The organism is Streptomyces viridochromogenes, assembly GCF_001270495.1.
Taxonomy (GTDB): Bacteria; Actinomycetota; Actinomycetes; order Streptomycetales; family Streptomycetaceae; genus Streptomyces; species Streptomyces viridochromogenes_A.
Map to the genome: position 1 here is coordinate 25970 of NZ_LGUR01000220.1, position 13157 is coordinate 39126.

Sequence of the window (13157 nt, forward strand, 5' to 3'; positions counted from 1 at the left end):
GCCGCCGCTCGGAAGTCACGACGCTTAGGCACTCTTGATCAGCCCCCGCTCCTGCAGCTCGGTGATGAGCTCACCGAACGGCCCTCGGGCCGCGCGTTCCACCGGGAAGCCTGTGGCTTGCTTGATGTCGTCCAGGACCGGGATCTTCACCGTGAGCACGTTGTATTCAGCTTCGGTGAGCAGGTCCCGGATCTCCTTCTCGCTCCGGACATTGGGGCGTACGCGGTTGAGGAGTACCCACATCGGCGGGGCCGTGCGTGAGGGCCTGTCGAACGCGGAGCGGCCGACCATGGTCTTGACTGGTGTGGAAGTGCGGGGCTGATGGACGCGCTGGTAGTCGGCCATCGACGGTTCCATGTGGATGAGGACCAGGTCGGCCACCTTGAGCACGCTGTCTGCGATGTGCGGGTGGTTCTCGGTGTGACCGACATCGACGATGTCGATCCCGGCTTCTCCGAGCGGCGTGTACTCCTCAGCGAACTTGGCGGAGGCGTTGTGCTTCACAGGGAAGGGGAAGTCCGCGAGCTCGGACCACTGAGTGAGGTGCTCAGACTCGTCCGCGTCCCACAGCTGCACACGGTATCCAGCCTCGTGGAATGCGTGTCCCATCATGCCGGTGTCGGTCGTCTTGCCCATACTTCGGGGGCTGATGTTGGCGATGAGCACGGCGCGGCTCTCTCCTCGTGCAGTGGCTACGTTCCGCAAGATGCTGCCATGTCTCCCCCGACACGGTGACCGGCACCACGTCACAAATCGCTACCCAACATCACGGTGACCGCCAACTGGCACGAGGGTGACGGTCGTAGACGTGTTGAGCCTGAAACGCAAAAAGGCCCGTGCCTCGCCACAGATCATGGCGAGGCACGGGCCTCTTTCGTGCGGTGACCCGCATCAGGCCGCCCAGCTCGCAGGCGCGCCTTCGTCAGTGGTCTCGATCTCGGATAAGGCCTTTGTGGTCACGCGCTCACCCCCGCGAGGGCGTGGGCCAGGAGCTCCACGGCGTCGGCCTCGTAGGGGTCGGCGAACAACTGGTGGTCGCTGACGTCGAACGGCGCGTACCGCGCGGAGATGCGGTGCCCAGGGACGACGGTGGTCTCCCGTCCGTCCAGGGCGGCAGTGAGCCGGTCGTAGTCCTGCTGGGCATGCCGGGTCTGGGTGTACGGGCCCAAGCGCAGCAGGGTGTAGCCCGCGCTGGCGTCATCGCGCCTACGCGCCTCGAGGTAGAGGGCGTAGTGCGCGGGTTCCATGCCGAGGTCATCGGGCAGGGGCAGGTTCGCGGCGGCGTGGGTGAGCATCGCGTAGCCCGGCTGCCAGAAGCCGAGGATCGCGGTGGTCTCGCAGCGCAGCCAGCCGCGTTCGGTGTAACCGAGCTGGCGGCCGTGGAGGTAGGCCGCGGCGTGCGGGGTGTCGGGGTGGACCAGGGCGACGGCGATCATGTCGGGGCCGTGGTCGTCGCCGGGCCGGGTGTGGGCGCGTTCCACGAACGGGCCGATCCGCACGGCGATGTCCTGGGCGCCGCCGGATGTCCAGGGCTGCGGGTTGCGCAGGGCGGTGAGCATCGCGCGGAACTGGTCGACGACGGCCTGGTCCTCGGTGGAGAGGGCGCCGGGGGCGTGGCCGCAGCGACGGAAAGAGGGGCGCTTCATCGGGTGGGCTCCTGTTCGCGGGTGGGGTGGTCCGGAGGGGTGGCGAGTCCGTCGCCGGCGGTAGACGCAGGAGCGCCGCCCCGGCCGGGAAGGTCTGGGCGGCGCTCCTGCGTCGGGGTGGTGTCTCAGGGGGTGGGGGCCGTGGCCGCGCGGAGGATGTCGGCGTGGTCGAACGCCAGCTGCCCCGGCAGGTTGTCCAGGGGCCACCAGCGGGCGGTGCGGGCGTCGTCCCCGGCGGCGATCGGAGTGCCGACGGGAATGACGGCGAGGTAGGCGTCGGTGCTGTACCTGCCTCGCGGGTCGCGGCCGGGTTGGTCCCAGGTGCCGATCTCGCGCAGGTCGTCGGCGGTGACGTGGACGCCGGTTTCCTCAGCGAGCTCCCGGGCGGCAGCCTCGCGGCTCGACTCTCCCGAGTCGACATGGCCACCGGGCAGGGCCCATGCACCCTCGTACGGCGGCCAGTCGCGCTCGATCAGCAGGACATTGCCGTCGGGCGTCAGGGCCACCACGTCGGCGGTGTAGCGGATGGTCTCGGTCATGTGCACCTCTCGGCTGGGTGGGCTAGTGGGTGGTGGTGTCGGTGACCACGAGGAACTGATCGGTGGGCAGGTCCATCACGACCCGGGCGTCCGGGTGGCCTTGGGTGCGCTGGGCGGCGGCGTACTCTTCGGCCGGCCAGGAGCCGCGGGGGCTTCCGGCGGGGAATCGCTCAAGGACGGTCCGGGACGGCGTGCTGGTGGTGGTCATCAGGCGTCGCCGCCGTTCACGCGCTCGTGGATGTCGATGAGGGTGGCGATGGCGTCGGGGTTGTCCGCCTCGCCGACCCACTGCCCGAGCGCGGTGAAAACGGGCACGGCGTCGCTGTCGGCGTTGAAAACGACGCAGTAGTCGCCATAGCGGTCCATCACCATGTCCCGCAGGATCGGGACCAGCGCAGTGTCCAGGACCTCCAGGGCGTCGACGGTGAGCCGGGCGGGCTCGCCGGGCGACGAGGGCTGGACCAGAGTGCCGGTGACGCGGACCAGGTCGCTGGGCTGTATGCCGTTCAGCAACTCGTGGGTGATCCGGGCGGCCTTGCTGGTGCAGGACACGATCGTGTCGGGGGCGTCCTTGGCGACGCTGTCCGGGTCGTCGGGTCGGACGACCAAGTCGAAGGTGGCGGTACCGCGCGGGCCAGGGGCGGGTGGCGCGTCGACCCAGCCGTCGACGGTGCAGTGCTTGGTGGTCATGAGTGGGCCTCCGCCAGGGTCTCGGTGGGGCGAGGGGAGCGGGGTCGGGTGGTGCGCTGGGCGATGTCCAGGAGCTCGCGGTTGCGTCGCTTCTGGGCGTCGGTGAGCGGGCGGGCCTTCGCGCCGTGGCGGTGCCAGAGCGGCGAGGCCGGCGGCTCGGGGTAGGCAAGAGCGTGGTCGACGTCGCGGTCGGTGCTGCTCATGGAGGCCCTCCAGGTGGAGGTCAGGAGTGGTCGCCTTGGCCCTTGGACTTGGACTTGGGCTTCGGCGTGAGGTCGGAGGCGAACCGCCCGAGGCGGGCCTCAACGGGGTTGGCGGTGATCCAGTCCTCCGCGCATGCCTTGTGCACGGGCTCACCGGAGTGGGAGCGCATGGGCGTGGGCTGGCCGCACAGCGCGCAGGGGAGGTCCTGCCAGCGGTCGAAGTGCTGGCCGTCGCGCCAGACGAGAAGTTGACCGGGAGCCGGGATCAGGCCCGGCTCGAACGGCGGCTTCTCCTTCTTGCGTCCCCTGCCGGTCACGGCCGGAAGTCGGGAAGCTGCTGGAACACGCGGCCCAGCAGGTCCGGCGACGGCTTCCAGGGCACGACTTGCCCGCGTGCGGGGACCGGCAGCGGCAGCTCCTGGACGTCCTCGAGGACCAGGTGCCAGGCTCCCGGGTGCGCCCACTCCGAGCAGAGCGGCTTTCCTTCGGGGTCCTGGTGGCAGTCGGTGATCCGGGCGATGCCGACCACCGCGCCCGTGACCAGCTCGCGGCCGCGGATCGTGCGGCCGATCAGCGGGATGCGCAGGGCGGGCTGGTCGACGGTCTTGCTCGTGTGCAGCAGCACCCAGCCGGTCCGCCACCGGCCGGGCCGGTTCTCAATGGTTTTGGCACCGGCGAGGATGCAGGCCGCGTACGGCTGCCTGATGCTGATGCCTCGGATCCAGTCGCCTCCGGGCAGGGTCGCGATGCTCATGCGGCTCGCCCCCACACGGCCGTGCCCGGACGGCCGGCCCGGCGTCCGTTGACGGACGGCACCGCGACGTGAGCGGCGGTGGCGACGGTCGCGCGGCCGGAGTGCTTGCCGTCGTACAGAGCGGCGTCGGCTGCCCTTTGCAACGCGGTCAGGTCGCGGGAGCCGACCCCGGCCGGGGTCGCGGCGCCGACCGAGGCGGCGACGTCGACGGTGCGGCCGTCGTCCAGGACGACCGGCGTGTGCAGCATCCGGACCAGCTGCGCGAGGCGCTGCTCCAGGCGCGCGGCGGGCAGCTCCAGGACGACTGCGAACTCATCGCCTCCGAGCCTGCCCACGGCTGCGCGCGGGCCTGCCCACGCGGTGAGCCGGGCGCCGAAGGCCGTGAGGACGGCGTCGCCTGCCGGGTGGCCCATGGTGTCGTTCACGGCCTTGAAGTGGTCGGCGTCGACCAGGACCAGGGCCGTGTCGTCGCCGTGGCGGGCCAGGAGCCGGCGGGCGCGGGCGGTGTAAGCATCGCGGCGCAGCAGGCCGGTCAGAGGGTCGCGCTTCGTCGCAGCGAGCTGCTTGTGCAGCGCGACCGCATGGACCGCCCAGCCGGTCAACGGCACGGCGGCGGTGGTCAGCAAGAGGGTGCGCTGGCCGATCCGGCTCTGAACGCGCAGGAAGGACGACATACTTGGGTTCTCCGTCTCGTCTCGTACGGGATGGATGGGCCCGGGACAGCCGTCGAAGCCGGTCAAGCAGAGCGGCTGTCCCGGGGCAGAGCTACAGATCGAAGTTCACGCGCTGACCGCGTCCGCGTACTGCGCCTCCAGGTCGGCGCGGCCCTCGGGGTCGTCCTCCTGGTCGTCGTCCTCGTGCGGACCGTGGACGGTGCAGCGCACGTCCGGGTCGTGCATCAGCTCGCCGGTCAGGGCGCGCAGGAGATCAGTCACGTTGTAGACCGGCGCCCACGCCTGGCCCTCGCATTCGTCGTCGGCCGCGCAGCCCACCAGGACCTCGAACCCGACATCGCCCGCGCCGTCGACGTCGGTTCGCAGGGCAAGGACGATGTGGTCCGCTCCAAGTCGGATCTCCGCGACGCGGTCGCCACCGGCGAGGACCGAGGCGTCGCGCCAGCGCCACATCGGCAGGATCTCGGGGCCGAAGTAGCGTCGCACCAGGAGCAGGTCACCCAGGCCCTCGCCGCCGTCCCAGCCGAGATCCGCCCGCCGGGCGTCACTGAGCCGCTGGAGCAGCGGCTGAAGGCGGTAGATGTTCTCCGCGACGACGACGTGGTCGAAGCCCTCGCCGGGCAGGCCGGGCCATGCGTCGACCATGGCGGCGTGCTGCGCGAGGACGACCGGCTCGGGCACGCGCCGGTTCGCTGGCCGGCCTTCCTGTCGTTCGACGCACACGGAGGCCGGGGTGGGGATGACCAGCGCGACCGTGGGCACGCCGTGGCGGCGGGCAGTCGCGATCAGGTTGGTGCGTACAGCCTGCTCGCAGTTCGTGGCGTCGATGACCGCCATCTTCCGGCGGGCGAGACGGGCCTCCAGGACGGCCTGGAGCGCGAACACGGCGTCATCTGTTGATTCCTGGCATCCCGAGTCGTCGCTGACCAGGGCCCTGAACCTGTCGAGCTCCAGGACCTGCGTGGCGGGCCAGGTGCTCGCCCACGTCGACTTGCCCGACCCGGCGGCGCCGATCAATACCACCAGCGACGGGTCGGGGATGGTCGTGTCGACGGGCAGCGCGTTGTCCAGGTGGAAGGACTTCATTCAGTTTCTCCCTGCGGGTCAAGAGCACGGGTGGCGTAGTAGGTCTGCAGACCGGCGTTGTCGGTGATGAGCGCGGCGGCCTCGTGCAGCGGGCACGACATCTCGCCGTCGCGGTCCGGCTCGATCCGTCCGGCGGCCTGTGCGGCGGTGGTGAGCAGCTGCGCGAGGGAGCCGAAGACGCCGTCCTGGCGGTGGTCCTCGTGGTGGAGTTCGCGCAGGATCTCCGCGAGCTCTTGGCCGCCGATCTCGCCGCGCAGTTCGTCCTCGATCTGCTGGAGGGCGAGCTGGACGATTCCGGCGGAGGCGCGGACGCGGTCGATGCGCGTGCGGGGCGTGGGCCCCGGGGTCGCCGTCACAGCGCGGTGCCGGCGGCGGCCAGCGCGAGCAGAGCCAGAGCGGCAAGGCTGAGGTCGACCGCGCGGCGCAGGTGGACGAACTTGCGGACTGCGAGCGAGGACAGGACCCGGATGCGGGCGGCGCGGGGGTCGCCCTGCATGCAGTCGCGGATCGCGTCTTCGTCGAGCTGCGCCCAGTACGGGAAGGAGGCCCGGTCTGCGCCGCTGAGCCGGGGCCGGACGACCAGGAGCAGCAGCACGGCGGCTGCGCCCAGGGCGAGGACGGCCGCCGCGCCGAACACCTTGGTCGGCAGGGGCAGGTCCTTGTCGGCGACGGACGCGAGGCCCGCCAGGACTGCGCCGTTGAAGGCAAGCAGTAAGGACGACTTTCCGTCCGTCCTGCTGATCTCGTTGACGACGGAGGCGCAGGCGGCGTCCATGTTCTTGTCGATGCTGGGAGCGGTGACCGTGGAGGTCATGGGCGGTGCTTCTCCTTGTTGTTGCCGGGCGGGCCGCGCGGCCCGCCGCGGGTGGTCAGAACGGTGGTTCGTCGGGGGTTGCGGGCAGCGGCAGGAGCCGGATGCGGAGCTCGCGCCGGTCGGACCAGCAGCCGCACGCCTCCATCTCCGGGTTCGCGCCGCCGACCCACCAGCCGCCCGCGCCCTGACAGTCGGGGCAGGAGCGGCGGGGTCGGGGCGTCAGCTCGATGCGGTGCCGGTCGGAGTGCAGCTGCCAGTGGCCGGCCTCGAGGACGGCGGCGGCCGCGATGACCGTGACGGGCACGGCGGCCGCTACCAGCGCGGCGGTTCGGGCGCGCACGACGTCAGGGACCGTCGAAGGGCTGGACGGTGAAGCGGGTCCCCTGCCCGGAGCTGGCGGAGGTCGCGGCGAGGAAGCCGGGGTCGGCCTGCGCGATGTCGCTCAGCAGGGCCATGATCCAGTCGGTGGGGCGCTGGAGGTCGACGCGGAGCCCGGTGAAGTCGGACAGGCGCACCTGGTGCGGGGCCGTGCCGTAGCGGCGGGCCCACAGCCGGGTGCGGATCATCTTCGCGGCCTGGGTGTCGTCGGGTCGGGCGGGGATACCGCGCGGCACCGCTCGGCAGGCGGCGGCGTGCGCGTTGGCGGCCTGGGCGGCCTCCGCCTCCGTCATCACGTTGCCGGAGGCGTTGCGCTCCCTGCGGTGGGTGCAGCCCAGGCAGGCGGCGGCGTAGCGCGGGGTGCCCTGGTCGGTGTCGGAGGTGTAGACGAGGACGGTCGCACCCTCCAGCGCCCGGTAGCGCTGGGAGACGAGCGTGCCCTCCGGCGTCCAGGTCTCGGGCGCGAGGGCGGGGGCAGCGCGGGTGAACAGAGCCACGGTGACTCTCCTTCGAGAGGTTCGTTGATCAGGCGGCGAGCCGGTGGATGACCGGGGCCGTGGAAGCGAAGTAGGTGTCGGGACTGGGCTCGAAGCCTCTGGCGCAGGGGTCGCAGCAGCCCTGAGTGCGCAGCGGGAGACAGAACCAGTACCGGCGGCTGCATTCGGGGCAGGTGGACCTTGCTGCCATCGCCCGGTCCAAGGCCCATTCCTGAGCGAGCGTCGGAATGCGCTTGGGCTTCGCCAGGTCGACGCGGAGCAGGAAGCCGCGGGTGGGGTGGATGCACGACCACTGCGGCCGGTAGGAGCACCACTTGCAGCGCAGGATCGCGACTGGTCCCTTGTTGCCTCCCGGGCTGAGGCCCATGTCCCTCAGCTGGCGTCTGGTGGCCAAGCCCTCGGGGACAGCGCCGCGGTCATACTCCGGCAGGAGCGCGTCGCTGCGTGGCACGCGCTTCACCTCGCGGGGAGGCCGCTTCTTCCGGGGGCGCGTCATCACCTGTTCCAGGCGCCGGGCAGCCGGTCGGGGCGGTGCGGGTAGCGGGGGCCGGGGCGCTGCGGGCGGGGCCGGCCGATGCGGCGGCGCGGTCGGGGAATGAGCACGGTTGTTCCTCCAGCGGGTCGGTGGCAGGGACGGCGGCGCCCCACCGGCGATGGGCTGTCCGGCGGGCGCGTGGTGCTGTGCGGTGATGCGCGCTACGGCGTGTTGGTGTCGGCCGTGGTCGGCGCGGTGGTGGCCGCGGGGGTCTGGGGCGGGGTGGTGCTCTGGTCGTCCGCGTTGGTGTGGGAGCCGAGCACGACCGCGAGGACGGCCGCGGCGGCCAGCACCAGGCGCAGCAGGAGCGGCATCTTCTTCTTGGCCGGGGCGGTGGGCTGCGCGGGTATGAACCAGCCCTGCACCGGCTGCGGGGTCTGGGTGTTGTGCGCCATGGCGGATCTCCTTGCGGATCGGCGGGAGGACTGGAGCGGTGTGGTGGTGCGCGGCCGGACGGCCTGTCCGGTCCTCGCTCACCGCGCCGGGGCGGTGAGCGAGGACCAGGCGGAGCGTCCGGAGGTCAGTCCTGGAAGGGGCAGTTGCCGTGCGAGGGCTGGTCGACGGGCTCGGCCGGAGCGGGCACGTAGACGTGGACGTGGTTCTCGGGCCGTACGGAGACCTTGGCCGGGCGCCCGGCGACGACGCGGCGGCGCAGGGTCAAGCCGCGCATCGCGAACGCGGAGAGGAACGTCCAGGCGAGGACGCTGAGTCCGACCGCGACGGGGCGGCTGGCGTCCGGGGTGGTCGTCCAGACCATCCAGACCGTTGCCGCGCCGTGTGCCGCCCACAGTGCTCGTACGCCGTTGTTCCGGGAGAGGTAGCCGAGGACCAGGCCGACGATGCCGGTGAGCAGCCACAGCGTGTAGACGGTGGAGCCTTCGACCGGGAGGCCGGCGGCGTGCTGCGCGATGTACGTGCGCACCGGCTGGTCGACGACGGCGGCCACGCCGTTGGAGGTGTCGACGCCGATCTGCACCTTGGGCACGGCGGTGAGCAGTTGGTGCAGCGCCTCGAGGACGACTTCGCCTGCGGCCTGGGCCATCAGCACGGCGAAGGAGACTCCGGCCACCATCAGGACGGCGCGGATCCAGGGGGCCATGTGCCGGAGTCCGGCGTCGGGGGCGCTGAGTACGTCTTCCCACATGTTGTGCAGGACGCCGTCCTCTTCCCACGCGGTGTCCCACCAGGCGCGCAGCGCGGCGAACCGCGGCTCCTTGGGCGGTGCCTTCGGGAAGGGCACGGGGAGGTAGGTGAGCTCCTGGCGGTTCTGGCCGTGGGTGTGGTCGTTGGACTGCACGGGGCGACTCCAAGGGTGTCGGTGGGTGGGCACGGAGAAGTGCGAGTGGGCCACGCGGTGAGCGGCGGGCCTGGGGGCATCGGCTGCGGGGCGGCGGGCAGCCCCCGGGGGCCGGGGCGATGACCACGGCCGCGACGGGATCGGCTGCGACTGGCCGCAGGGCCGGATGGCCTGTCCCGCACCCGAAGCCCGGCCCATGCGGCGGGGTGTCGGATGCGAGGCAGAGCGTCCGGAGTTCAGTGGACGTCGTTGCGGGTGCGGGAGAACATCCCGCGCTGGTTGCTGGTGTTGTTGATCTGCGTGTTCTGGGTGACCGGGCCCTCGTACACGTTCTTGGTGACCGCGTTGCGGGCCTTGTTGATCGCGCCGCCGATCGCGGTGGCGACCATCGCGACGCCCGCGAAGGGGAGAGTCACCATGAGGACGCCGTAGAGCGTGACGGAGGCCAGGCCCTGGAGGACCAGCCAGGCCCCGCAGCCGATGCCGGTGACGCCGGCGCCCACGCCGATGCTCGCGACGGCGATCCCGGCCGCCCAGGCGGGCACGATCCGCTTGTCGTCCTGATGGACGGGCGGGGCGTCGCCGTAGGGGGGCAGCGGGGTGTCGTCGCGGAACGACGTCGGGATGTGCCGCACGACGGGCACCTCGGGGCGGAAGTTCTCTTCGATGATCCGCTGGGCTTCGGCCTTGGCTTCGGCGTCGGTCATCGGGCGGGTGATGCGGTCGGCGTCCACGGTGTTCTCCATCCGGGCAGATGCGGGGCGCCCTCCCGGCCGTGATGGCGGGGAGGGCGCAGGGGGCGGGGGCGGGGCGGTTCAGCCGATGCTGCTGAGCATTCCGGCGATGCTGCTGATGAAGCTGGTGACGGCGGGGGCGATGCCGGTGGAGGCGAGGGTGAAGCCGAACAGGACGGCGGCGAGTGCGGGCCAGATACGTAGGTAGCCGGTGCGGAGCAGGATCAGCACGGCGATTCCGGCGAGGACGACCAGGGAGACGGTCAGCGCCACGGTGGGGAACTCCTTCGGGAAGGTCGGCGTAGATGACGCCGATGCGGGAGCGCCCTCCCGGCCGGGGCGGCGGGGAGGGCGCAGCGGGTGGGGCAGTGAGGGCGCCCTGGGTTCGTTCTCGGGGCGCCGGTGATCACATGACGAGGCTGATCAGGCCGGATGCGTCCCTGGGGGCGATCTTGTCTTCGCCTCGCAGGGTGCTGATCGTGGTGCGCACGGAGCCGAGCTTGGCTTCCTTCCCGCCGTCCTCATCGAGGGCCGCGCGAAGGTCTGCCTCGGACATGGGGCCGGACTCCAGTGCCGAGATGATTCGCTCCTTGAGCGTCCTGGGCATCGGCGGCAGAGACTCGGACTCGACTTCGTCGCCCTCGCCGTACTCCAGGTCGTCGCCGTCCTCTGCCGCCTGGCCTCCCTTGCCGTCCTTGGGCGGCGGGAAGATCAGTTTCAGGGGTTCACCGGGAGGCGGTGCGGAGCCGTAGAGCTGCCGGATCACCGGGTCGTACCCCTCGTGCGGTGAGAGGGAGCCGACCAGGAAGAAGCGCGCCATCGACGTCGGCCGGGCTGACGTCAGGTGGTAGCACATGCCCTGGCTGTTCGGCTTCTCCTTGCTGCGGTCGACGGGCGTTCCCCATCGCTGGATGCGACGGGTGCGACCGATGATCTTCGGGATGGGCTGGAGGTTCTCGCCGGTCGGCAGAAGGCCGTCGCCCACGAGCGAGGCCATCATCTGCGAGCTCCACCTGAGGAGGATGACTTCGCCTTCCTTCAGCATGGCTCGCAGGGTGTCGCTGCCACCGAGCTCGTCAAGGTGGCCGGCCTGCGCCGCGAGCACGATGCCGATACCGACGCTGCGCCCGGTCCGGCCGATCTCCTTGATCAGCTTGGCCGCTTCCGCCCGGAAGGGACTGCCCTTCTCCAGCAGGCGGTTGGCTTCGTCGATGACGACGTATTCGAGCGGGTCCGGGTTGTTGATCAGGAAGCCCGAGCGGCCCATGTCGGCGTACCGGTTGAACCGAGCTTCGGCCTTCGCAACGGCGGCCCGCAGCAGGCCCATCGTCTCTTTCATCGTCCGCACGTGCGTGGCGACGTTGCCCCTCGCCTCGGGTACGGACTGGCCGCCCTTGAGGTCGGAGAGGTGCACGACGATCCCGTTGCGCTTGCACGCGGCGAGGAACGCCTGAAGGGCACGGCTCTTACCGGCGCCGGTCGTGCCGAAGATGATGATGCGCTGCGCGTTGCCGGTCTCGGGGTCGTGCACCCGCATCCGCAGCGGCTCGCCGTCGTAATACGAGCCGATGTGGATGCAGCCGTCCTCATCCATCTGAAGGTCTTCGAGGGTGATCGCCCGCATCTTCGCGAGCGGGTTCACGGGAAAGACCCGGACGACGGCCTCGCGGCCGCTGCCCTGCTCGAAGATCACGCGTGAGGGGTCGTCGACGTCCAGGAGGTCGCACAGGGCTTTGTGGTCGGCGCCCTTCACGCCGCCCGGCCGGGTGCGCAGCATGTACTCGCGCATCACCTCCTTCTTCTCGTCGACGTGCTTCTTCGCGAGGGCGGCCGGGGTCACGGGTTGAGCTCCTTCGACATGTCGTATTCGTTGATCTCGGTGAGGGTCACACCGGGCAGCGCGGACCGGCCGATCTCCGTCCACACGTCCTCGTCAGCCGCGGGGACCGCCTCGGGCTTGGGGCCGATCAGCAGCATCGCGACTCCGGCGCCGTGCCCGGGGATCGGTTCGATTTCGAGCAGCTGCTCGGGCACGTTCATCAGGGCCGACAGGCGCTTGATCTTGATGTCGGGGACGGGCTCGCCCTTCTCGATCGCGGCGAGTGCGACGGCGACGCGGCGGCGGTCCTCGATCGCCCGCACGGCGATCACACGCGTGCCCTCAGCGACGCCGTCCTTCTTCGCCGCGTTCAGGGCCCACCAGCGGCCCGCCGGGTCGTCGGGGAGTTCGACGGCGACCTCGACCTCAGCGCCGGTGGCGTCCTGGTCGCCCTCGGTGTCGTCGGTCTCGACGACGGGCTCGGGCCACTTCGCGACCCGCTTGGCGAGCTGCCCGGGGCGCAGCCACCACACTCCGGCCGTCCACAGCACGGCGACGCCGCCCTGGACCAGGCGGCCCTCGGTCGCGTCCCACACCAGCTCGGTGACGAGGTTGGAGACGAGCAGGGTGTGCGGCGCCAGGTAGATCGTGAAGACGATCGGCTTCTTCAGCGGGTGGGCGAGCTGGAACCGGGGCGAGAGGAACGCCCCGCCCAGCCCGGCCGCGATCGTGGTGAGGATCGCGGGCAGGGTGCCGGCGTCGGTGAACAGCCCGGCCGTCATGGCGCTGCCGCCCGCGAGGGTCGCGAGCCGGCCGACGCCGCTGATCGCGGCCGAACCGGCGCGGCGGGTGGTCTGGATGTACGTGCGCAGCGGCATCGCCGGCACTCCTTTCAGGTATGCGGAAGGCGCCGGCCCCTCGTGTGGGGACCGGCGCCTTCGGGATGGATGGGGTCAGCGGTTGCTGTACCACTCGCGTTCGGCGACGTCGTACGGGCCGGCCTGCATCGCCTCGTTCACGTCGCCGTAGTCGCTCTCGTGGTCGCGGGCCGCGTTGTCGAACTCGGTCGACATCTCCGCCGCCTCAGCGGCGAGCGCGTCGGCGAGTGCGAGGGACTCGCGCATCGTGGCTGCCGCGTCGTGGTGTGCGGAGGTGACCGAGTCGTCGACGGCCAGCGTCGCGGCGACGTCGGCGAGCCCGTCGACGGTCTGGGCGCAGTCCTCGACGTAGGAGTACGCGCCCTTCACCGCCTGCGAGAGCAGCCGCATCGCCACCGCCGCGATTCCAAGGCGTGCGATGACGAGCATGAACGTCATCGCGTCGGCGATGACGTCGACGATGCGGCCGCTGCGTTCGGCAGGCAGATCGGCCGGAGCGTCCATCCCGTCGCCGGGGGCCGGCAGGTCGGACGCACCGGAGGCGGTGACCTCCGCGCTGCTCTGGACGTTCGTCGGTTCGATCGCGCCGCCGCTTTCGGATTCGGTGCTCATG

General features: G+C 71.2%; 22 protein-coding genes. All 22 read right to left on the reverse strand.

Annotated elements, in window-relative coordinates; genetic code table 11:
• Positions 1 to 24 precede the first annotated feature (24 nt).
• Positions 25 to 666: a ParA family protein gene (locus ADK36_RS30890; protein WP_053199778.1), complete on the reverse strand. Its 642-nt coding sequence runs from the start codon at positions 664 to 666 to the stop codon at positions 25 to 27.
• A 290-nt stretch (positions 667 to 956) separates the two neighbouring features.
• Entirely contained in the window at positions 957 to 1646 is a 690-nt protein-coding gene (locus tag ADK36_RS30895) for a hypothetical protein (RefSeq protein ID WP_053199780.1), read from the reverse strand.
• Between the two features lie 125 nt (positions 1647 to 1771).
• Positions 1772 to 2185 carry an NUDIX domain-containing protein gene (locus tag ADK36_RS30900; protein WP_053199782.1) on the reverse strand — a complete coding sequence of 138 codons (414 nt, stop codon included), beginning with the start codon at positions 2183 to 2185 and terminating at the stop codon, positions 1772 to 1774.
• 22 nt (positions 2186 to 2207) lie between these two features.
• The gene (locus ADK36_RS30905) at positions 2208 to 2393 is read right to left on the reverse strand and encodes a hypothetical protein (protein ID WP_053199784.1); all 186 of its coding nucleotides are present in this window, start codon (positions 2391 to 2393) and stop codon (positions 2208 to 2210) included.
• On the reverse strand, positions 2393 to 2875 hold the full coding sequence (locus tag ADK36_RS30910) for a hypothetical protein (protein ID WP_053199786.1): 483 nt from the start codon (positions 2873 to 2875) through the stop codon (positions 2393 to 2395). Before ADK36_RS30910 ends, ADK36_RS30905 begins: the two co-directional genes overlap by 1 nt.
• A complete protein-coding gene (locus ADK36_RS30915; protein WP_053199789.1) occupies positions 2872 to 3078 on the reverse strand; it encodes a hypothetical protein in 207 nt (68 codons plus the stop codon). The genes ADK36_RS30910 and ADK36_RS30915 overlap by 4 nt, the downstream gene beginning before the upstream one ends.
• Before the next feature lie 20 nt (positions 3079 to 3098).
• Entirely contained in the window at positions 3099 to 3395 is a 297-nt protein-coding gene (locus ADK36_RS30920; RefSeq protein WP_053199791.1) for a hypothetical protein, read from the reverse strand.
• Complete coding sequence (locus ADK36_RS30925) at positions 3392 to 3832, reverse strand: ASCH domain-containing protein (protein WP_053199878.1); 441 nt, start codon at positions 3830 to 3832, stop codon at positions 3392 to 3394. The genes ADK36_RS30920 and ADK36_RS30925 overlap by 4 nt, the downstream gene beginning before the upstream one ends.
• Positions 3829 to 4506 (reverse strand): GGDEF domain-containing protein, encoded by a 678-nt coding sequence (locus tag ADK36_RS30930; RefSeq protein ID WP_053199793.1) that lies wholly within the window; start codon positions 4504 to 4506, stop codon positions 3829 to 3831. Before ADK36_RS30930 ends, ADK36_RS30925 begins: the two co-directional genes overlap by 4 nt.
• A 105-nt stretch (positions 4507 to 4611) precedes the next feature.
• Positions 4612 to 5592: an ATP-binding protein gene (locus tag ADK36_RS30935; RefSeq protein WP_053199796.1), complete on the reverse strand. Its 981-nt coding sequence runs from the start codon at positions 5590 to 5592 to the stop codon at positions 4612 to 4614.
• Entirely contained in the window at positions 5589 to 5948 is a 360-nt protein-coding gene (locus ADK36_RS30940) for a hypothetical protein (RefSeq protein ID WP_053199798.1), read from the reverse strand. The genes ADK36_RS30935 and ADK36_RS30940 overlap by 4 nt, the downstream gene beginning before the upstream one ends.
• Positions 5945 to 6406, reverse strand: a complete 462-nt coding sequence (locus ADK36_RS30945; RefSeq protein ID WP_053199800.1) for a Pycsar system effector family protein — start codon at positions 6404 to 6406, stop codon at positions 5945 to 5947. The genes ADK36_RS30940 and ADK36_RS30945 overlap by 4 nt, the downstream gene beginning before the upstream one ends.
• 55 nt (positions 6407 to 6461) lie before the next feature.
• Entirely contained in the window at positions 6462 to 6746 is a 285-nt protein-coding gene (locus ADK36_RS30950; protein WP_053199802.1) for a hypothetical protein, read from the reverse strand.
• Between the two features lie 4 nt (positions 6747 to 6750).
• Positions 6751 to 7281 (reverse strand): hypothetical protein, encoded by a 531-nt coding sequence (locus ADK36_RS30955; RefSeq protein WP_053199804.1) that lies wholly within the window; start codon positions 7279 to 7281, stop codon positions 6751 to 6753.
• Positions 7282 to 7309: 28 nt separating this feature from the next.
• Positions 7310 to 7732, reverse strand: a complete 423-nt coding sequence (locus ADK36_RS30960; RefSeq protein ID WP_425315501.1) for an RRQRL motif-containing zinc-binding protein — start codon at positions 7730 to 7732, stop codon at positions 7310 to 7312.
• A gap of 245 nt (positions 7733 to 7977) precedes the next feature.
• Positions 7978 to 8211 carry a hypothetical protein gene (locus ADK36_RS30965; protein ID WP_053199808.1) on the reverse strand — a complete coding sequence of 78 codons (234 nt, stop codon included), beginning with the start codon at positions 8209 to 8211 and terminating at the stop codon, positions 7978 to 7980.
• A 125-nt stretch (positions 8212 to 8336) separates the two neighbouring features.
• A complete protein-coding gene (locus tag ADK36_RS30970; RefSeq protein WP_053199810.1) occupies positions 8337 to 9113 on the reverse strand; it encodes a hypothetical protein in 777 nt (258 codons plus the stop codon).
• 236 nt (positions 9114 to 9349) lie between these two features.
• Positions 9350 to 9859, reverse strand: a complete 510-nt coding sequence (locus ADK36_RS30975; protein ID WP_053199812.1) for a hypothetical protein — start codon at positions 9857 to 9859, stop codon at positions 9350 to 9352.
• A gap of 69 nt (positions 9860 to 9928) precedes the next feature.
• The gene (locus ADK36_RS30980; RefSeq protein ID WP_053199814.1) at positions 9929 to 10120 is read right to left on the reverse strand and encodes a hypothetical protein; all 192 of its coding nucleotides are present in this window, start codon (positions 10118 to 10120) and stop codon (positions 9929 to 9931) included.
• 133 nt (positions 10121 to 10253) lie between these two features.
• Positions 10254 to 11687 (reverse strand): DNA/RNA helicase domain-containing protein, encoded by a 1434-nt coding sequence (locus tag ADK36_RS30985; protein WP_234329940.1) that lies wholly within the window; start codon positions 11685 to 11687, stop codon positions 10254 to 10256.
• On the reverse strand, positions 11684 to 12544 hold the full coding sequence (locus ADK36_RS30990; RefSeq protein WP_053199817.1) for a hypothetical protein: 861 nt from the start codon (positions 12542 to 12544) through the stop codon (positions 11684 to 11686). The genes ADK36_RS30985 and ADK36_RS30990 overlap by 4 nt, the downstream gene beginning before the upstream one ends.
• Before the next feature lie 75 nt (positions 12545 to 12619).
• Positions 12620 to 13156, reverse strand: a complete 537-nt coding sequence (locus tag ADK36_RS30995) for a hypothetical protein (protein ID WP_234329941.1) — start codon at positions 13154 to 13156, stop codon at positions 12620 to 12622.
• Position 13157 lies beyond the last annotated feature (1 nt).

Coding starts and splice junctions, on each gene's coding strand:
- ADK36_RS30895 (WP_053199780.1), bottom strand. CDS start 1,646: ATGAAGCGCCCCTCTTTCCGTCGCTGCGGCCACGCCCCCGGCGCCCTC.
- ADK36_RS30900 (WP_053199782.1), bottom strand. CDS start 2,185: ATGACCGAGACCATCCGCTACACCGCCGACGTGGTGGCCCTGACGCCC.
- ADK36_RS30905 (WP_053199784.1), bottom strand. CDS start 2,393: ATGACCACCACCAGCACGCCGTCCCGGACCGTCCTTGAGCGATTCCCC.
- ADK36_RS30910 (WP_053199786.1), bottom strand. CDS start 2,875: ATGACCACCAAGCACTGCACCGTCGACGGCTGGGTCGACGCGCCACCC.
- ADK36_RS30915 (WP_053199789.1), bottom strand. CDS start 3,078: ATGAGCAGCACCGACCGCGACGTCGACCACGCTCTTGCCTACCCCGAG.
- ADK36_RS30925 (WP_053199878.1), bottom strand. CDS start 3,832: ATGAGCATCGCGACCCTGCCCGGAGGCGACTGGATCCGAGGCATCAGC.
- ADK36_RS30930 (WP_053199793.1), bottom strand. CDS start 4,506: ATGTCGTCCTTCCTGCGCGTTCAGAGCCGGATCGGCCAGCGCACCCTC.
- ADK36_RS30935 (WP_053199796.1), bottom strand. CDS start 5,592: ATGAAGTCCTTCCACCTGGACAACGCGCTGCCCGTCGACACGACCATC.
- ADK36_RS30945 (WP_053199800.1), bottom strand. CDS start 6,406: ATGACCTCCACGGTCACCGCTCCCAGCATCGACAAGAACATGGACGCC.
- ADK36_RS30965 (WP_053199808.1), bottom strand. CDS start 8,211: ATGGCGCACAACACCCAGACCCCGCAGCCGGTGCAGGGCTGGTTCATA.
- ADK36_RS30975 (WP_053199812.1), bottom strand. CDS start 9,859: ATGGAGAACACCGTGGACGCCGACCGCATCACCCGCCCGATGACCGAC.
- ADK36_RS30990 (WP_053199817.1), bottom strand. CDS start 12,544: ATGCCGCTGCGCACGTACATCCAGACCACCCGCCGCGCCGGTTCGGCC.
- ADK36_RS30995 (WP_234329941.1), bottom strand. CDS start 13,156: ATGAGCACCGAATCCGAAAGCGGCGGCGCGATCGAACCGACGAACGTC.